The 18,187-nt window shown below is 39.0% G+C and carries 13 protein-coding genes and 1 pseudogene; 6 read left to right on the top strand and 8 right to left on the bottom strand.

The annotated features are described in order from the left end of the window. Positions 1 to 110: 110 nt before the first annotated feature. The 3 genes from D172_RS18450 to D172_RS18440 form a co-directional block, all read right to left on the bottom strand. Positions 111 to 830 carry a hypothetical protein gene (locus tag D172_RS18450; protein ID WP_007375642.1) on the bottom strand — a complete coding sequence of 240 codons (720 nt, stop codon included), beginning with the start codon at positions 828 to 830 and terminating at the stop codon, positions 111 to 113. 115 nt (positions 831 to 945) lie between these two features. Further along, positions 946 to 1,899: a DUF2971 domain-containing protein gene (locus tag D172_RS18445; protein ID WP_007375643.1), complete on the bottom strand. Its 954-nt coding sequence runs from the start codon at positions 1,897 to 1,899 to the stop codon at positions 946 to 948. A 488-nt stretch (positions 1,900 to 2,387) separates the two neighbouring features. Continuing rightward, positions 2,388 to 2,792: a hypothetical protein gene (locus D172_RS18440; RefSeq protein ID WP_007375644.1), complete on the bottom strand. Its 405-nt coding sequence runs from the start codon at positions 2,790 to 2,792 to the stop codon at positions 2,388 to 2,390. A 268-nt stretch (positions 2,793 to 3,060) separates the two neighbouring features. Here D172_RS18440 and D172_RS18435 point away from each other — a divergent pair. Next, positions 3,061 to 3,411: pseudogene (locus tag D172_RS18435) on the top strand (excinuclease ABC subunit A); the annotation flags it as partial. A 314-nt stretch (positions 3,412 to 3,725) separates the two neighbouring features. On the opposite strand, the gene D172_RS18430 reads toward D172_RS18435, so the two are convergent. The 3 genes from D172_RS18430 to D172_RS18420 all read right to left on the bottom strand — a co-directional run bounded on the left by D172_RS18430 (position 3,726) and on the right by D172_RS18420 (position 6,521). Continuing rightward, positions 3,726 to 4,817, bottom strand: coding sequence for an IS91 family transposase (locus tag D172_RS18430; RefSeq protein WP_033023067.1), 1,092 nt, complete (start codon positions 4,815 to 4,817; stop codon positions 3,726 to 3,728). Then, positions 4,814 to 5,647, bottom strand: coding sequence for a tyrosine-type recombinase/integrase (locus D172_RS18425; protein ID WP_007375649.1), 834 nt, complete (start codon positions 5,645 to 5,647; stop codon positions 4,814 to 4,816). Before D172_RS18425 ends, D172_RS18430 begins: the two co-directional genes overlap by 4 nt. A 469-nt stretch (positions 5,648 to 6,116) precedes the next feature. Then, complete coding sequence (locus D172_RS18420; protein ID WP_007375650.1) at positions 6,117 to 6,521, bottom strand: hypothetical protein; 405 nt, start codon at positions 6,519 to 6,521, stop codon at positions 6,117 to 6,119. Between the two features lie 256 nt (positions 6,522 to 6,777). Here D172_RS18420 and uvrA point away from each other — a divergent pair, with 256 nt between their 5' ends. Next, the gene (gene uvrA, locus D172_RS18415) at positions 6,778 to 9,336 is read left to right on the top strand and encodes an excinuclease ABC subunit UvrA (protein WP_007375651.1); all 2,559 of its coding nucleotides are present in this window, start codon (positions 6,778 to 6,780) and stop codon (positions 9,334 to 9,336) included. Between the two features lie 52 nt (positions 9,337 to 9,388). On the opposite strand, the gene D172_RS18410 is transcribed toward uvrA, so the two are convergent. Next, on the bottom strand, positions 9,389 to 9,880 hold the full coding sequence (locus D172_RS18410; protein WP_007377243.1) for a DUF2798 domain-containing protein: 492 nt from the start codon (positions 9,878 to 9,880) through the stop codon (positions 9,389 to 9,391). 64 nt (positions 9,881 to 9,944) lie between these two features. Continuing rightward, positions 9,945 to 10,715, bottom strand: a complete 771-nt coding sequence (locus tag D172_RS18405) for a rhamnogalacturonan acetylesterase (RefSeq protein WP_007377242.1) — start codon at positions 10,713 to 10,715, stop codon at positions 9,945 to 9,947. A 564-nt stretch (positions 10,716 to 11,279) separates the two neighbouring features. Here D172_RS18405 and D172_RS18400 point away from each other — a divergent pair. The 4 genes from D172_RS18400 (at position 11,280) to uxaC (ending at position 18,151) form a co-directional block, all read left to right on the top strand. Then, the gene (locus tag D172_RS18400) at positions 11,280 to 14,309 is read left to right on the top strand and encodes a TonB-dependent receptor (protein WP_007377241.1); all 3,030 of its coding nucleotides are present in this window, start codon (positions 11,280 to 11,282) and stop codon (positions 14,307 to 14,309) included. A 218-nt stretch (positions 14,310 to 14,527) separates the two neighbouring features. Further along, positions 14,528 to 15,997, top strand: coding sequence for a glycoside hydrolase family 28 protein (locus tag D172_RS18395; protein ID WP_007377239.1), 1,470 nt, complete (start codon positions 14,528 to 14,530; stop codon positions 15,995 to 15,997). 14 nt (positions 15,998 to 16,011) lie between these two features. After that, on the top strand, positions 16,012 to 16,641 hold the full coding sequence (eda, locus tag D172_RS18390) for a bifunctional 4-hydroxy-2-oxoglutarate aldolase/2-dehydro-3-deoxy-phosphogluconate aldolase (protein ID WP_007377238.1): 630 nt from the start codon (positions 16,012 to 16,014) through the stop codon (positions 16,639 to 16,641). A gap of 64 nt (positions 16,642 to 16,705) precedes the next feature. After that, positions 16,706 to 18,151, top strand: coding sequence for a glucuronate isomerase (gene uxaC, locus D172_RS18385; RefSeq protein ID WP_007377237.1), 1,446 nt, complete (start codon positions 16,706 to 16,708; stop codon positions 18,149 to 18,151). The last annotated feature ends 36 nt before the right edge of the window (positions 18,152 to 18,187 follow it).

Genomic DNA, 18,187 nt, shown 5'->3' with positions numbered 1-18,187 from the left:
TTTGAGTTATAACGCCCGCATAAACTGCGGAGCATGTTGGACACTTTTTTGCGTCCTTTTCTTTTAAGCAAAAAATCGGACAATGTGAGACGTCAGATTTAATGCGCTTGTTATATTTTTTTTATTGCGTAACTTTCCGCTTTTTTATATGAAACTTGTAATTGCTTAGGAAGAAAACTTAACATTATATTTTTTAAAAAATCTACAGCAAGTTCACCACCCTTTATGTCACTAAATTCCCATGCATCATTTGCATTAGTGCTAGAAGCATAACGTATTATATCTTCAAGTAGGGAGCGTACCGAGCTAAACGCTTTATCCAATTTCATACGTTCAAGATTACAAACAATTGCACTATTTATATTTAAGTTATCACTCTCATTCGAAGGGCTAACATCCAACAGTAGCAATTCATTTTCACCGCTATATTTCCACTTTGTGGTATTTTCAAATGCTTCAATAGCTTCAACAAACGCATTGTCGCTGTAGCACCAGTCTGTGCCACCAATGCTAGTTACAACCTCTAAATCAGGATATTTATGCTCAGGCCAATATGCGCCGTAGCCACAACAAAATATATTAATGTGATGCTTTGAACGGTGATGTAAATAGCTTAAGGATGCAAGAATCTCTTTTTGGCAAAAGTCAGTCTTGGGATTGCAAAAAAGAATGGCTACAAGTGCATGCTTTTTAATTTTACTATTAATTTCTTGCATTGCCTTAGATGTTACAGGATCAACAGAATCGAAGCATACTCCTCTTATTGGTAAAGACTTGAGATTTTGATTTACTGAATCTACGATATCCTTAAAGCAAATTGCATCGATCATATATTGCTGACTCCTTAAAAATATAACGCCGCATTAAGCGGACTAAAGCAGTGGGTTATAATGTGTAGCGAAGCGAAACCTAACCCACTGTTTTAGTTCCGTTTTAAATGCCTTGTTATATTTGCTTAAACTCGAGGCTGTAGTAATCGATGTTTTTCTGAGCTTTCCAAATATCTAAGTACCCTACAGAGCAAGCAAAACTTCCTTGAACGTCAGTTTTAGTGAAGCTCGTTGTAAGCCCAAGTAAACAATTATTAATACAACTAGGGTTCAATCTCATTAAGTATATTGTCCTTGGATTTCTACTTAATTTTGCTAACTCCATTGCAACCGCTAGCCGTTCTGCAACTTCTGAAATTTCAAACAAATTAATAGTGCAAATACTCGATTCAGATTCAATATGCGAATATTGTGAATTGCTGACACGATCTCTAATTCGTTCATTTATGATTTGATTGATATTTTCAATTATCACTCTATCTGCTTGCTCAAGCCTTAACACAACCCTATGTTCTTGTTCATAAATCCACTCATCACTTTTCTGCATGAATACTTCATATAAGACTCGATCAGCACCTTCAGCTGAGATACTTGAATAATCATAATCAAATTTGTCATTTCTATAACGCAGCCCTTTTCTATAAGAAACTGGCTTAGGTATACTATCGAATGGGGAGAATTCTTCACCTAAAGAAAAGCTAATTGCAGATGTTTCTCTAAAAAGGTCTTTGAATATAGAACCAAGCTGTGGAAAGTAAGAAATACCAGCAACGATACCTCTATGTTCATTTGCATAATGAGCCCACATCAAAAGGTGTTCTTTATTTTCTGAAAGACTAATAACACCAATATTATGCATCCTCATTTCAATATACTCTGAGAAAGTAATATTTCCATATGTTGGATCTTGTGCCATTGGTTCATCAAAGTGCGATGCTAGTTCATCTAGGCTTTCACGACAGAAAGAAGCTTCAAACGGGTCATTAAGAACAACTGGTTGGGACAAACGAATGAATCCCTCGTGAAATATACCTCGAGGTTCATTCATGTATTTAAAAAGTTGTTTCAATATTGACTCCTACACCGCAAATATAACATCTTTATCAAAGGACACTTTCCCTATTTTAGCGCGAAAACGTCCTTATTTTGTGAACTTATATTAATAGCAAATAGTGTAAGTTATTACCAGCTATAAATATTATGCTTGCTGTAGGTTATTTCGCTATGTAAAAAAGGGAAAGTTTCCTCTTATTCTTACTAAGTTAATAACGACTCACCTGAATGACCGCTTATAGCTCTAAGCCGACTAATGGATACATGCAATTTGCAGATACTCAATACTTTAAAAACCTTCGCTATATTACCAAGCTGAAAAGTAACTCCAACAGCACACTATTTTGCCATTATAGGAGCTTGTTATTCTGTTTTTAAGACCATACTTTTGATTGGGTAAGTATTACTAGCACAAATAGTATCTCAGTGATCCCGCCAATTACAAAATTGCCATTTAATACAATATACAACATGCCTATGGCAGCATAATTGCACTAATATTAGTTACAAATCGTTACTCGAATACACACTTAAAATAGGGAATTTATAATCAGCAAACGATACAGTTACCGATTGTGTTTCGTTGCCTTTAAAACCGAGTTTAAATTCCATTGGCATGAATCGGCTGCCATCAGCAAAAAGTGCAAGTAAGTGCTCCTCGCCTAATTCTCGATTGCCCGACGATAAGTTAGTTAGCGTTATAACAGCCCAGCGTTCGCCCTCTTCATTGCTCATTAATACATAATTAACGATTTTAAAATCCCCTTTTTTAGGGGTTATGTTGCTATCGTTTGCAAACGATAAGTGCATGCTATTTGGTACTGCACGGTCAACATTTAGCGCTTTAATAGAGTCGGCTTGGGTTGCCCACGAAAGCACTAATAAAATGATCACTAAGGCTTTATTCACTGTTAGTTCCTTTTTATTACCTAGTAAAATACCTAGTAAATTACGTAACAAATTACATAATAATAACTGTTTAAATTATATTCGCATTCCATACCTATTATGTAAACAAACAATCATCGCAATTTTACCCAGCGCTTTGGCTGCGCCGCTGCAGACTAAGCGCTCATTCAGTGTGCTTGCGCTACTTTAGGGTAATAACAAGTGATAAGAGTAAATAATTCAAAGCTAACTTAAAGTAAAAAGCGCGATTAAACAGGAGTATAAACGTATGGCAAGCACACATAAAAACTCAACAATGGATTTATCTGACCACAGTAACAGCATTCAAGTAAGAGGGGCGCGCGTTCACAACTTGAAAAATGTAGACGTTGATTTACCTCGTAACGCATTGGTTGTTTTTACAGGAATATCGGGCTCTGGAAAATCGTCGCTTGCGTTTGGAACGCTGTTTGCTGAGTCGCAGCACCGTTATCTTGATTCGGTATCGCCATACGCCCGTAGGTTAATAGATCAAGTTGATGAGCCCGATGTTGATTCTATTGAAGGGCTACCGCCTGCCGTTGCTTTGCAGCAGCAACGCGGCGCACCGTCGGTTCGCTCATCAGTTGGCAGCATAACACTTTAGTATTTATGCGACACGCAGTTTGTGTTGCATAATCGCTTGTTGGACTGAGGCGCTACCTGCTCGGTGTGTCAGAGTTGGTGTTGTTTATGCTATGGGAATTTGCTTTTTAGAGGCTCTAGCTAAATCAGCTAATTTAATAAGCTTACCTATTATAATTTAAGCTTTCCCTGCATTGCTCAGCGTTTATTATCTATTCATTAAACCGAATGTTTAACCGTTAAGCAAGGATATTTTTCGCTCGCACAGTCGCTATTAGCCTGAGCAATTAAGCAGGTTAACTTATTAATTTGATGCAGCAAGCAAGGCTGCTAACTCGTTCGCGCTATTTTATTTGTCGCCTCATCTAAATTCATCACACCAATAAATCGTAAGGTACCTGCCTTACAATGCTGGCAAGGCCAATGGGGTATTAATCGTTCTTGCTCTACCTTCGGCTTCACCGCTTTGCATGGGGTTGCTGATACTTGAGCCTTTATTAACCCTAACTTTCGCTTGCGACACGCATTAGCTAAAAATCCATAGTGGCGAATGCGCATAAACCCTTTGGGCAATACATGTTGTAAGTAGCGCCGTAAAAATTCATCACAACTCAGAGTCATGACTTTATCGCGGTTGTTATCTGCATAATCGCGGTATTTAAAGCTCACTGTTTCTTCAGTCGCTGACACTAATCGCGATTCTGACATCACGCCTTTTCGGGTATAACGAGCAAGGTAACTAACTAGCTTTTCACTGTACGTTAAACAGGCTTTGCTATAAACACACCATTTGGTTGGCATGTTTATCTTCGTAAATGAACTATCGCATTCATTTAACGCCGCCAGCATTTTACCTCTAAAGACTGTTGATAACGCTTTCACGGGGTATAAATAGCCTTTTTCTATTTCATGCCAGTGCGTTTTTTCAAGTGCACCTGCGGGTATCAAACAATGCAAGTGGATATGCTGACTTAAGTTTTGCCCCCACGTATGCAGTACGCTTGTCATACCTAACTGACCATGCCTCTTTCGTTTCGCGAATTTGTTCAGCGTTTGCCATGCGGCTTTAAATAAACACTGGTACAACGCGTTTGGGTTATAGTGCGCAATGACATTCAACTCATGGGGGAGCGTAAAAACAAGGTGGAAATACCGACACGGTAATAAATCCTCTTGCTGCCTTTGCACCCACTTAGCCGTAGCCATGCCTTGGCAACGCGGACAATGACGGTCTCGACAGCTACATCCAATCTTTTGTGACTCACCACAGTTATCACATTGCCATGCTTGGTAACCGAGCTGACCTGTTCTGCATGATTGAAGGTGCTGACAGACACGCAGTTGTTGATAGCTCATCGTATGATGCTGGCGATAATTCTCAAGATTCGAGTTTAAAATATCAGCGAGGTGTAAAGCGCTCATTGTTTACTCCAGCTCGCAAGCAAATCAATGCCGCCATGACCTAACTCTGGTAACCAATGTAAGTAACTTTGTGTGGTTTTAATATCACTGTGACCAAGCTGATGTTGCAGTTGATGAAGTGGCATACCTGATTCAAGTTGGTGTGTTGCATAAGCATGGCGTAAAGCATGTGGGTTACAGTGCTTTAAGCCACACGCTTGTGCATGTTTTCTCAATGCCTTTCTGAAGCTTGAGGGTGACATGGATTTATCCATTAACCATCGTGAATAAAACATCCAGCCTGTTGGGTGATACATTTTCCAATAGCAACGTAATTGATTTAGCACGCTATCTGATACAACAACATAGCGTGACTTATCTCCTTTACCCTGTTCAATTAAAATGGTTTTACGCTGTCCATCGATATCTTGCACTTTGATGCGCAGTAGTTCGCCAATACGCAAACCACATCCATAACACACCACTATCAATGTTTTTAAGCGCATATCCGTGCAACTTTCTATAAGTCGTCGAATATCATCACGCGATAAATAAGTAGGTGCCCGAGGTTTTGCTTTAGGCAAGGCTATGTCTAAGTTCAGTGGGCGGTGTAAAATATTCTTAAACAGAAACCAAATGCTGTTTATTTGTATTTTTTGACTCGCTCTGGAGAGCTTGCGAATGGCGGGATCTTTAAAAAAGATATTCAGCTCATCATCAGTAATTAAATCGAGTGGTTTATTAAAATAATGGCTGAGTTTAAGCAAATGCTCGCAGTAACTTTTACAGGTACTTTGTGAATAACCACGGTAGGCTATTTCAGTTTTGACTTGTTCAATGAGTGTATTCATGACTTACCTCCAAGTTATGGGATAACCCCAAGGTAAGTGTGGCTCAAATGGTCAGAATAGGATCTCCGCGTAGCGGCTTAGTTCAACAACTTTATCAGAGGACACTTTCCCTACTTTAGCGTGAAAACGTCCTTATTTTATGAACTTATATTAATAACAAATAGTGTAAGTTATTACCAGTTATAAATATTATGCTTAATGTAGCTTATTTAAACATGTAAAAAAGGGGAAAGTATCCTCTTATTATGACTAAGCTAACGCCCACTGAATGACTGCTGAGCACTCTAAGCCAACTAATAGCTACATGCAATTTGCAGATACTCAATACTCTAAAAAGCCTTTGCTATATTACCAAGCTGATGAGTAGCTCCAACAGCATACTATTTTTGCGATTACAAAATTGCCATTTAATACAATACAATACAATACACAGCATGCCTCTAAGGCAGCATAATTACACTAATATTAGTTACAAATCGTTACTCGAATACACACTTAAAATAGGGAATTTATAATCGGTAAACGATACAGTTACCGATTGTGTTTCGTTGCCTTTAAAACCGAGTTTAAATTCCATTGGCATGAATCGGCTGCCGTCAGCAAAAAGTGCAAGTAAGTGCTCCTCGCCTAATTCGCGATTGCCCGACGATAAGTTAGTTAGCGTGATAACAGCCCAGCGTTCACCCTCTTCATTGCTCATTAATACATAATTAACGATTTTAAAATCCCCTTTTTTAGGGGTTATGTTGCTATCGTTTGCAAACGATAAGTGCATGCTATTTGGTACTGCACGGTCAACATTTAGCGCGTTGATAGAGTCGGCTTGGGTTGCCCACGAAAGCACCAATAAAATAATCACTAAGACTTTATTCACTGTTAGTTCCTTTTTATTACCAAGTAACATACCTAGTAAATTACATAACAATAACTGTTTAAATTATATTCGCACTCCATACCTATTATGTAAACAAACAATCATCGCAATTTTATCCAGCGCTGTGGCTGCGCCACTACAGACTAAGCGCTCATTCAGTGTGCTTGCGCTACTTTGGGGTAATAACGAGTAATAAGAGTAAATAATTCAAAGCTAACTTAAAGTAAAAAACGCGATTAAACAGGAGTATAAACGTATGGCAAGCACACATAAAAACTCAACAACGGATTTATCTGATCCCAGTAACAGCATTCAAGTAAGAGGGGCGCGCGTTCACAACTTAAAAAATGTAGACGTTGATTTACCTCGTAACGCATTGGTTGTTTTTACAGGAATATCGGGCTCTGGAAAGTCGTCGCTTGCGTTTGGAACGCTGTTTGCTGAGTCGCAGCACCGCTATCTTGATTCGGTATCGCCGTACGCTCGAAGGTTGATAGATCAAGTTGATGAGCCCGATGTTGATTCTATTGAAGGGCTACCGCCTGCCGTTGCTTTGCAGCAGCAACGCGGCGCACCGTCGGTTCGTTCATCCGTTGGCAGCATAACAACTATTTCTAACGCGCTACGTATGCTTTACTCTCGTGCTGGCGATTACCCAGCTGGGCAGAGTATTTTATATGCCGATGCGTTTTCGCCAAATACGCCACAAGGTGCGTGCCCAGAATGCTCAGGAATAGGCCGAGTATTTGAAGTAACTGAAAAGCTACTTGTGCCAGACGATACAAAAACTATTCGCCAGCGCGCCATTGAAGCGTGGCCACCAGCATGGCAAGGTAAAAACCTAAGCCGTATACTTACCTCGCTTGGTTATGACATAGACACACCTTGGAACAAACTTTCTAAAAAAGCACGGGATTGGATTTTATTTACCGACGAAACACCTACTGTGCCGGTATACCCAGATTACACCTATGAGCAAACACAAAATGCGATAAAAAATAACGAAGATCCAAGCTACATGGGAACTTTTTCAAGCGCTAAACGCTTTGTTTTACAGTCTTTTGCTACTACCCAAAGCCCGCGTACAAAAAAGCGCGTATCGCAGTTTATGCAAATATCGCAGTGCCCTACTTGCCAAGGTAAAAAATTAAAACAAGCATCGTTAAGTGTTAAATTTGCAGGGCTCGATATTGGCGAGCTATCTCAACTTACATTAAACGAGCTTGCTAAAAAACTAAGTAACGCCGCCAATACCAAAGTAAATAAAAATACAAAAAATCCAGAGCAAGCTATTGTTACGCAGCGCATTGCCAGCGATATTCTCACCCGTATTGAAGCACTAACCATGCTTGGTTTAGGGTACTTGTCGCTTGAGCGCACAACGCCAACGCTCTCACCTGGTGAGTTACAACGATTGCGACTTGCCACACAAATTCGCTCTAAATTATTTGGGGTAGTTTATGTATTAGATGAACCATCAGCGGGTTTACACCCTGCCGATACTCAAGCACTTTTAAAAGCGCTCGACGAGTTAATAGCGGCTGGCAATTCTGTATTTGTTGTTGAACACGATGTTAGTGTTGTTAAGCATGCCGATTGGATTGTTGATGTAGGCCCTGATGCAGGAGTGCATGGTGGCGACATTATTTACAGCGGCCCTGTTGAAGGGTTAAGAAAAATAAAAAATTCGCACACCGGTCGCCACCTTTTTGCTAAAAACGCCAGTCAAGAGTCTACTCAAAACAGCGCACAAAAAAAGGATCAAAGGCAGCCTAAAGCGTGGCTAAAGTTGGCTAATATTGAGCGCAATAATCTTAAAAATCTCAATGCAGAATTTCCATTAGGTGTTATGACAACCGTTACTGGGGTTTCGGGATCTGGTAAATCAAGCCTAGTAAGCCAAGCCTTAGTAGAGCTTGTTTACGAAGCACTTGGGCAAAAAGTAATAACACAAGCGCCAACCGACGAAGCCGACTTACTCGAACAAGAACTGCAAACACACACCAGCGGAAAAATCATTGAAGGTATAAATAATATAAGCCGCCTGATTACCGTAAATCAAAAAGCGATTGGCCGTACCCCTCGTTCAAACTTAGCTACCTATACGGGTTTGTTTGATCATGTGCGTAAACTATTTGCTTCAACCCAAAAAGCAAAAGAGCGCCGTTACGATGCCGGTCGTTTTTCGTTTAATGTTGCTAAAGGTCGCTGTAAAAACTGTGAAGGCGTTGGCTTTGTGAGTATAGAGCTACTGTTTTTACCTAGCGTTTATTCACCTTGCCAAGTGTGTCATGGCAAACGTTATAACGAGCAAACACTTGAGGTTACATATCGTGATAAAAACATAAGCGATATCCTCAATTTAACGGTTGAAGCGGCGCATACCTTTTTTGAAAATGAGTCTGCAATACTGCGAGCACTCGATGCACTTATGCAAGTAGGTCTTGGGTATTTACGTTTAGGGCAACCTGCCACTGAGCTTTCTGGCGGTGAAGCGCAGCGTATTAAATTAGCCACCGAGCTGCAACGTGCCCAGCGCGGCAACACGCTTTATATTCTTGATGAGCCAACCACAGGCCTGCATCCATCGGATATATCAATGCTAATGTCGCAGTTAAATAAATTAGTTGATGCAGGCAATACCGTTATTATGGTTGAACACGATATGCAAGTAGCCCGAAATAGTGACTGGGTTATTGATGTAGGCCCTGGTGCTGGTGAAGAAGGCGGCTTAATTGTAGCGCAAGGTAAACCTACAGATGTAGCTCAATCTAAAATAAGCCGAACAGCACCTTTTTTGAATGGCGCAATTTAAAGAGCAGGTAAACACTAAATAACAAAAAAGAGCCATTGGCTCTTTTTTGTTATTAGCTTTTTAAAAAGCGTTCTATTTTAGGTTTTACCGTAACCGACATTATCATCATTATAGTTAAACCTATTGGTAATGCGGCTAATAACCCTTCAGCCCATCCAGTTACAAATACACGCATATCTGCATAGCCAATATTATTAGTAGCGGTAACAAACGCCATCACCGACTCCATGATCAGCGCCATAAAAACACTAATCACTAAATTACGTTTTAGCTCGCTACTAGTAGGCAATAACTTATTAACTAGCTTATGCATTAAGGTCATCATTACAAAACCAACAGGCGCCATTACAAGTACTGCACTTATAAATGAAGTAAACCAGTCTGCATAAAAATGCTCTGTAACACCCACATTCATATAAGTCATAATGCCAGTTAGAGTACCGCCGATTAGAGTGATAATACTTACCATAACCAGTATTTTATAAATTACAGGTGTTTTTTTAGGCTCAACCATTACTGGATTTGCTGATACGGGTGTACTCATTTTTGGGCATGCCTTACACGTCAAATAGATGATAAAGTCAACCATATCAAATTAATTGATAATATCAACCTTTTAGTTTTAAATGCTTTGGATCGGGAGTACGTAGCTTTTTTACCAATGGGTGGTTCAATATTTTTAGTTGAGTTAATACCAATTGTGCGACTTCGCGTGCACCAAGCTGATTTAAATGCGTATCATCTGTTACCCCAAATGGGTAGTTAGGGTGTAAATTTGCACCAATGTGCATAAAACGAAGTGCAGAACCTTTATCACCCAAAGATTGAAAATAAGCCGTGGTTACCTTTTCCATATCTATAAAATCAACACCTGTTTCTTGTGCAACCTGACGGACTTTATCAGCGTATATAGGATGTGTCTCTTTTAAAATACCCATTTTGTTAAAGTAACGACGCGTAATTGGAGTGAGTAAAATAGCATGTGCTTTTTTAGCATTAATATCATTAATGAAATGAGTAAGATTATCTGCAAACTGATCCGGTGAGGTATACCTATCTATTTTTTTCTTGGATTCATCATTGTGGCCAAACTGAATAAACACGTAGTCACCAACTTGAATATTATCTATTATTTTTTTCCATAGCCCTTCAGTTTTGAATGTACGCGTGCTGCGACCATTTTTAGCTAAGTTGACCACAGAAACTGATTCATTAAAAAAAATGCTGAATGGCATACCCCACCCTGTTTCAGGATAGTCTTTAACATCTTTAATAGACATGGTTGAATCCCCAGCCATATATATATGTGTTGTACCTTGTTTACTCATTGCAAAAAAACTACTCAATATTAGTATTGAGCCTACTATTTTTTTTATCATTATTATCTCCTGCTTACGAAATAAGCTATAACGCTTGGCTAATTGACTGATTTAATTCAAAGGCTTTTATTAAAAATAACACAATTGCCACCGGTGGCAAATAAAATAATATATAGTCAATATATTATTCAGTTGTGTTTAGAGAGTGTTGAACTTTTTGGATTGATATTTGTTCAACTTAGGGGCGATCAAATCGCTTTGCTCGGTTTTTTGCCTAGTGGGCTAAGTAAAAACCGAGCAAAGTTTCCGCATCCGCCTTGTCTAAACGGCTGCAAATTTAACCTCGAAAGATAAACAAACCCTAGTCTATCTCAGATAATTAAATGTTAAATTATGTGAACCAAATATTAATTTTATTGTTTTTATTATTTGACAGTCGCTATTTTTAGGTATAGTTTTCATCGCGTGCCACCGGTAGCAATTTATATCGTTCATTCATTGGCATTTTAAATTAAATTACTTAAACATATATTTTTCAGTCATTTATGTTAAATATAGCAAACACATGGCAAAACACCGACACGGCCATGTAATTTATAACAATAAAACACAACTGGGATCGCAATGGCAGCAATTACACACAACTTTAAACTAAACACACTCATGACCTATCTTATTTTAGGTGGCGTAATTACTAGCAATGCTTTTGCAGCTGAGCAATCACAGCAAAAGGCCAGTGACGACAGCGATGACATAGAAATCATTCAAGTTAAAGGTTATCGCGGTAGCATTAACGCAGCTCTTATGGCAAAACGTGAAGCTGTTGGCACACGCGAAACCATTATTGCAGAAGACATTGGTAAATTCCCCGATTTAAATGTAGCAGACTCTCTTGCTCGTGTACCCGGAATTTCAATTGAAGAAGATGCCGGCGAAGGTCGTCAAATCACGATTCGTGGTTTAGGTTCTCGCTTTGTTAAAACAACTATTAACGGTATGGAATCAGCATCTGCTGGTGCTGCAACAGATGCTGCTGGCGGTTCAAATACTTCTCGTGCATTTGATTATAATGTATTTGCATCTGAGCTTTTTACTCAAATTGATGTCGATAAAACAGTTTCTGCCGAAATGGAAGATGGCGGTATTTCAGGTAATGTTAATTTACAAACGGCGCGTCCATTTCAGTATGATGGTTTTAAAGGTTCTTACAACGTAAACGCCCGCTACAACGACATTTCTGAGGATGTATCCCCTCGCATTTCATTTATGCTGAGCAATAACTGGGATAACAAATTTGGAGTGTTAGCATCGGTTGCTTACAGCGATGGAACAGTACAAAGCGAAGGATCATCAAGTGTGCGCTGGACCGTCAATAACCCAAAATACCAAGATGATGGTTTACCTGTAACGCAAGGCGGCACTAACTATTTAACGGCTTCGCCTAAAACACTATTACAAGAAAATGGTAACTATACTGATGATAATTTAGATGGCTTATATTTACCGCGTATCCCTCGCTATTCTATTTTTTCTAAGCAGCAAAAACGTTTAGGTGCAACGGTTGCTTTTCAATACGCTCCCACCGACAACCTGTCTATGAATTTAGACATATTACATGCAGCCCTTGATACAACACTGGATGAATATCAATACTCTGTATTATTACGTGACCAAAAAGACATTGTTCCAGAAAACATCCATATAGATGATAACAATACAATTGTAGCGGGAGCCTATTCTAATGCAATTATTCGCTCTGAAGCTCGTCAAGATAAGGCTGAGTCTGACTTTGACCAAATAAGTTTTTCTGGTGATTGGTATATTAACGATCGCCTCCAAATGAACTTTTTAGTTGGTATGGGTAAATCTGATTTAGACGTTCCTTACTCTAGAACATTTGCACTCGATAGCGCAGGTTCGACTGTTGCTTATAGTTACGATAGTAATATTGACCCTTTGGAGTTAATAAATAATCCAGGTGGAGTAGCAATAGGCAGTGGTGAGTTAAATTCGACCATGCCTTCATTTGCATTTGCTGCTGGCCAAGCCCCTGGCGCCATATTTACACGTGCCGATTTAGAAAATTCAATGGTAGATGGTAACAACTACGCCGCAGCTCTAACACGTAACCGCGCTCAAACAATCGAGAGTGAAAATAGTACAGTTAAAATCGATTTTAGCTACGAGATAAATGACCAATACACAGTTAAATTTGGTGTAGGTCAACGTTCGTTTGAAACAGAGCAGCATGATTATCGATCTTCGTGGAAAGACCTTAATATTGAAACAAATAAAACCAGTGGAAAAAGTGCTGAAACACGCGTTATGGATTTAGATAATTCACAAATAAATGGCTTATTATTTTCAACTACGTTAGATAAACAAGGTGTCAAATTTGGTAATGATGCTTCAGTACCTGCCACATCAACACTAAACGATGGCACATGGTTAACGCCTGATTACAATGCAATGATGGCTGCATTTTCAGGTCGTGATTTTTTCGAAGCTAAAGAAGAATATAAACGCACATATTATATTAAAGAAGAAGTAACAACAGCGTATGCTCAACTTAACTTTAGGCACGACATTTTTGATAATGAACTGCGCGGTAATATAGGTTTACGTTATGTTGATAATAAAAATACCAGTCGCATCGTTAATTTAGATCACATCTATAAAGATGGTTACACAGCAGGTCGCGGCGACGGTGCAAATTTTGATAACGGCTACAGTTGGCGCGAATCAGTAAGTAAAGGTGACGAATGGTTGCCATCGTTAAATATTGCTTACGATATCACTGAAGATCTAGTTGGTCGCTTTAGTTATTCACATGCGATAACTCGCCCTAAATTGTCTGATTTACGCTCATCGATTAGTGTTAATGTCCCTGATGAAAACGATCCTACAGCATCAATTAAACGTGGCGCGGGGCCCTCTTTACAACCCTACAAATCGAAACAATATGATGTAGGCCTAGAATGGTATTTTGCAGAAGAGTCGCTTATTGCAACTTCATTATTTTATAAAGATATTACTGGCTTAACTAAGGACAGTAGTGATGAGGTATTAACGCAAGATGAGTTGGATCGACTCGGGATTGATATTGGTGATATGGATCCAAGTACTATAACTTGGCAAGTATCTCAACTCGTTAATACGGATGCCGAGGGTATGTGGGGGGCTGAATTTATCTATCAGCAACCTTTTACATTTTTACCTGCACCATTTAATAATTTAGGTCTGCAATCAAACTATACCTACATTGATTATTCTCGCGATGTTGAAGACCCTTTTTATGGTACTGAGCTAAATTTGGTAGAAGAAGAAACGTCTAAAAATTCGTACAACATTACACTTTATTATGAAGAAGAAAGCTGGTCGGCACGTTTTTCTTATAACTACCGCAGTGGGTATAACAAACAGTACCTCAATGAATATAAGGATGAATCTACTTTTGTACGTGGTTATGATGCAAAAGCTAAACTTAACTTTTCTGCTCGCTATGAGTTGAGCGAATCGATGAGTGTGTCGTTTGAAGCAGTTAATTTAACGGACGAAAAACAAGAACAATGGAATGATATTTATACCCAGCGTCCTTATGAGAGCTTATCCTCTGGTCGTCAATTTTTAGTAGGCTTGCGCGGATCATTCTAACAATGATCTTACCTAAAATAGCCGGTAACTTTGTTACCGGTTATTTTATATCAAAAAGCTATAGTGATTTTAATTATCACAAAAACAAATTGCCACCGGTGGCAATGGCTGATAAAGTTAATTTATAATAACTAACTCAATAATATTTAATCGTGTTAGTTAAGCGTACCAACAGCACTACTAATAATAAATAAGGTGCCACACTGTAGGATACATACATGGATAATACACGTAGATTTTTTATAAAGGCAGTTGCATCTAGTACATTACTTGGAGGAGCGTTAGTTGGATGTAAATCAGCCCCCCTTGTCGATATGCTAAGCAGCCCTGTAAAAGGTGATGACTGGAAAATGGCAGATGCGATTAAATCATCCATTAAAGTCCCCTCGTTCCCAGATAAAACATTTAATATTATTGATTTTGGCGCTAACGGCAATAATAAAACTAACAATACTGTCGCAATTAATAATGCAATCAAATCCTGTAACGCCCAAGGAGGGGGACAGGTAATTATTCCTCAAGGTCAATTTATAACAGGCGCAATTCACCTACTTTCTAATGTTAATTTACATCTAGAGGAAGGCGCTATACTCAGTTTTAGTACAAGCCCTGAAGACTATCTTCCAGCTGTATTTACCCGCTGGGAAGGCCTGGAAATGATGGGTTATTCACCGCTTATTTATGCTTTCGAGCAAGAAAATATTGCTATAACAGGCAAAGGGATTCTTGAAGGTAATGCAAATAATACCACCTGGTGGCCATGGAAAGGTAAACACAAAGAGGCTCACTGGGAGCTTTTAACTGACAATAATGGCCAGATAATTGAGCAAAAAACAGCTCGAGATAAGTTAATGCGAGATGCTGAGCAACATATCCCCGTTGAGCAGCGCATTTATGCTGATGGCGCTTATTTACGCCCTCCTTTTATACAACCTTATCGCTGTAATAATGTACTTATTGAAGGTATCACAATTAAAAACTCGCCATTTTGGCTAGTAAACCCTGTACTTTGTAATAGTGTTACGGTTTGCGATGTCACTTTTTCAAGCCATGGACCTAATTCTGATGGCTGCGACCCTGAAAGCTGTAATCACGTCCATATCAAAAATTGTGTATTTGATACCGGAGATGACTGCATTGCAATTAAATCAGGAAGAAACGCTGATGGACGCAGAGTAAATACAGCCTCACAAAATATTGTCATTGAAAACTGCCATATGAAAGAAGGTCATGGCGGCGTCGTAATAGGCAGTGAAATTTCTGGCGGTGTGAATAATGTTTTTGTACAAAATTGTACTATGGATAGCCCCCATTTAGAGCGTGCTATTAGAATCAAGACCAACTCAGTTCGAGGTGGTTTAATTGAACACATCCGTATTCGTAACATTGAAGTTGGTACCGTTAAAAATGCGATTGTAATTAACTTTTACTATGAAGAAGGCGATGCGGGACAATTTGATCCCATTGTCCGCGATATAAAAATAGACAACTTACATTGTAAAAATGTACTCAGTAAAGCCCTTTATCTTAATGGCTTTGCCCGTGATCCAATTAAAGATATTACGCTAACAAACAGCCACTTTGACCAAGTCGGTGATGAATCAATCGTTAACCATGTGACTAATTTTACAATTGATAATGTCACACTAAACAAACAACCAATGTCATTAGCTAAAATAACCCAGTAAAAGGTAGTAAATGAATGAGCAATAAACCGTTTTCCGCATTAATGGCATCACAACCTATTTTACCAATCATTCAAGCTAATGATGAACAACAAGGTATTGATATAGCAAACGCAATGTACGAGTCAGGGATTCATCTTGTTGAAGTTGTATTAAGAACAGAGCAATCGATTAATGCCTTAAAAGCTATAAAACACGCAATACCAAACCTTATTGTTGGTGCAGGAACGGTGACGAGTACACATATTTTGGACAAGGCACTTAACGCAGGTGCTGATTATATTGTTACTCCTGCCGTCTCTTCTAAATTACTGGATGCGCTTTCTAGCTGTGAAGTTCCATGCTTACCTGGTGTATCAAATACTTCTGACATATTACTTGCAACAGAGTTTGGTTTTAATGAACAAAAATTATTCCCCGCTTCTCTTGCTGGAGGCCAGCCTTTTTTAAAAGCAGTATCGAGCGTATTTAAAGATGTTCGCTTTTGTCCAACAGGTGGAATAAATCAAGATAATTATCAAGAATATTTAGCTCTGAGTAATGTTTTTGCCGTAGGTGGTACATGGGTAGCCAATCCTCAATGGGTGATAAATAAACAGTGGCAACTTATTACACAGGCATGTTCACACGTACTCGAAGCTAAATAATTTAAGTTTATAAAATTTGCCACCGGTGGCTAAATAGGTAAAAGAAATGAATGCAGGAATTTCCATGACGAAGAATATTGAACAATTAAAATTACACCCGGACCGTCTTTTCTCAAGTGATCCAAGCGTTATTAAGATTGCACGCCAACTGTATGAAAAAATAAAGGATTTACCAATTATTAGCCCACATGGGCATACGGATCCAAGTTGGTTTAACGAAAATAAGAACTTTGGCAACGCAACTGAACTCTTTATTAAACCTGATCACTATGTATTTAGAATGCTGTACAGCCAAGGTATTGACCTTACCACGCTAGGGATCCCCGAGCATGGCCTTGAAGGTGATATGGAACGCTCGAGAAATGCGGATCCAAAAAAAGCGTGGCAAATTTTTGCTGACAATTATCACCTATTTGCTGGCACACCAAGTGGTTACTGGTTAGATGCGGTATTTAGTGATGTATTTAACTTTACAGAAAAACTTTGCTCTGTAAATGCACAAGACTACTATGAAAAAATAACGGCGGCCTTAGCAACAGAAGCATTTAAGCCACAAGCACTGATGGACAGATTCAACATTGAACTAATTGCAACAACTGAAGGTGCTTTGGATACACTCGCGCACCATAAAGCGATTGCTGGTACATCGATGGAAAAACGTGTTATTACCTCGTTTAGACCAGATGATGTTGTTGATGCAAGCCGAGAAGACTTTATTGAAAATATAAAAAAACTAGGTGAACTAACCAGCCAAAATACTGCTACATGGCAAGGTTATCTAAGTGCAATTCAAACTCGCCGTGATTACTTTAAACAAGAAGGCAGAGCAACAGCAACTGATCATGGTCACCCTAGTGCACTAACTGCTGATTTAAGTTTAAATGAATGTGAAGCCCTTTTTGAAAAATGCCGTACAGGTCAAGCAACAGAACAAGAACAAGATCTTTTTCGCGCTCAAATGCTAACTGAACTGGCTGGAATGAGTATAAAAGATGGCCTAGTGATGCAAATTCATCCGGGGGCACACCGAAATCATAACTTACCAATATTTAATCAATTTGGCCGAGATAAAGGCGCAGATATACCAAGTCAAACCGAGTATGTTAATGCACTTAAACCGCTGTTAAGTAAATACGGAAATAACCCAAATCTAAAGATTATTCTATTTACCCTTGATGAAACAACTTACAGTCGTGAACTTGCGCCGCTCGCAGGCCACTACCCTAGTTTAAAACTAGGCCCAGCATGGTGGTTCCATGATAGCCCCGCAGGTATGTTAAGATTTCGTCAGCAAGCAACTGAAACTGCTGGATTTTATAACACGGTGGGCTTTAATGATGATACGCGAGCATTTTTATCAATTCCTGCACGTCATGATGTAGCACGCAGAGTAGATTGCCGATATTTAGCCGAGCTGGTAACAAATCATCAAATTAATGAAGAAACAGCTCACACGTTAGCTTATCAATTAACCTATGGGTTAGTTAAAAAAGCATATAAATTAGATTAGCTTATTTAATTAACAGCCAAGTACTTTTTGCTTGGC

The organism is Pseudoalteromonas sp. Bsw20308 (assembly GCF_000310105.2).
Lineage (GTDB): Bacteria > Pseudomonadota > Gammaproteobacteria > Enterobacterales > Alteromonadaceae > Pseudoalteromonas > Pseudoalteromonas fuliginea.
Note: the sequence above shows the minus strand (reverse complement) of the source record. Positions and strands in the feature narration are given on the sequence as shown.

Excerpts from the sequence above, each read along its gene's own strand:
- D172_RS18450 (WP_007375642.1), bottom strand. The coding sequence starts at position 830 with ATGATCGATGCAATTTGCTTTAAGGATATCGTAGATTCAGTAAATCAA.
- D172_RS18430 (WP_033023067.1), bottom strand. The coding sequence starts at position 4,817 with ATGAGCGCTTTACACCTCGCTGATATTTTAAACTCGAATCTTGAGAAT.
- D172_RS18425 (WP_007375649.1), bottom strand. The coding sequence starts at position 5,647 with ATGAATACACTCATTGAACAAGTCAAAACTGAAATAGCCTACCGTGGT.
- uvrA (WP_007375651.1), top strand. The coding sequence starts at position 6,778 with ATGGCAAGCACACATAAAAACTCAACAACGGATTTATCTGATCCCAGT.
- D172_RS18410 (WP_007377243.1), bottom strand. The coding sequence starts at position 9,880 with ATGAGTACACCCGTATCAGCAAATCCAGTAATGGTTGAGCCTAAAAAA.
- D172_RS18405 (WP_007377242.1), bottom strand. The coding sequence starts at position 10,715 with ATGATAAAAAAAATAGTAGGCTCAATACTAATATTGAGTAGTTTTTTT.
- D172_RS18400 (WP_007377241.1), top strand. The coding sequence starts at position 11,280 with ATGGCAGCAATTACACACAACTTTAAACTAAACACACTCATGACCTAT.
- D172_RS18395 (WP_007377239.1), top strand. The coding sequence starts at position 14,528 with ATGGATAATACACGTAGATTTTTTATAAAGGCAGTTGCATCTAGTACA.
- eda (WP_007377238.1), top strand. The coding sequence starts at position 16,012 with ATGAGCAATAAACCGTTTTCCGCATTAATGGCATCACAACCTATTTTA.
- uxaC (WP_007377237.1), top strand. The coding sequence starts at position 16,706 with ATGACGAAGAATATTGAACAATTAAAATTACACCCGGACCGTCTTTTC.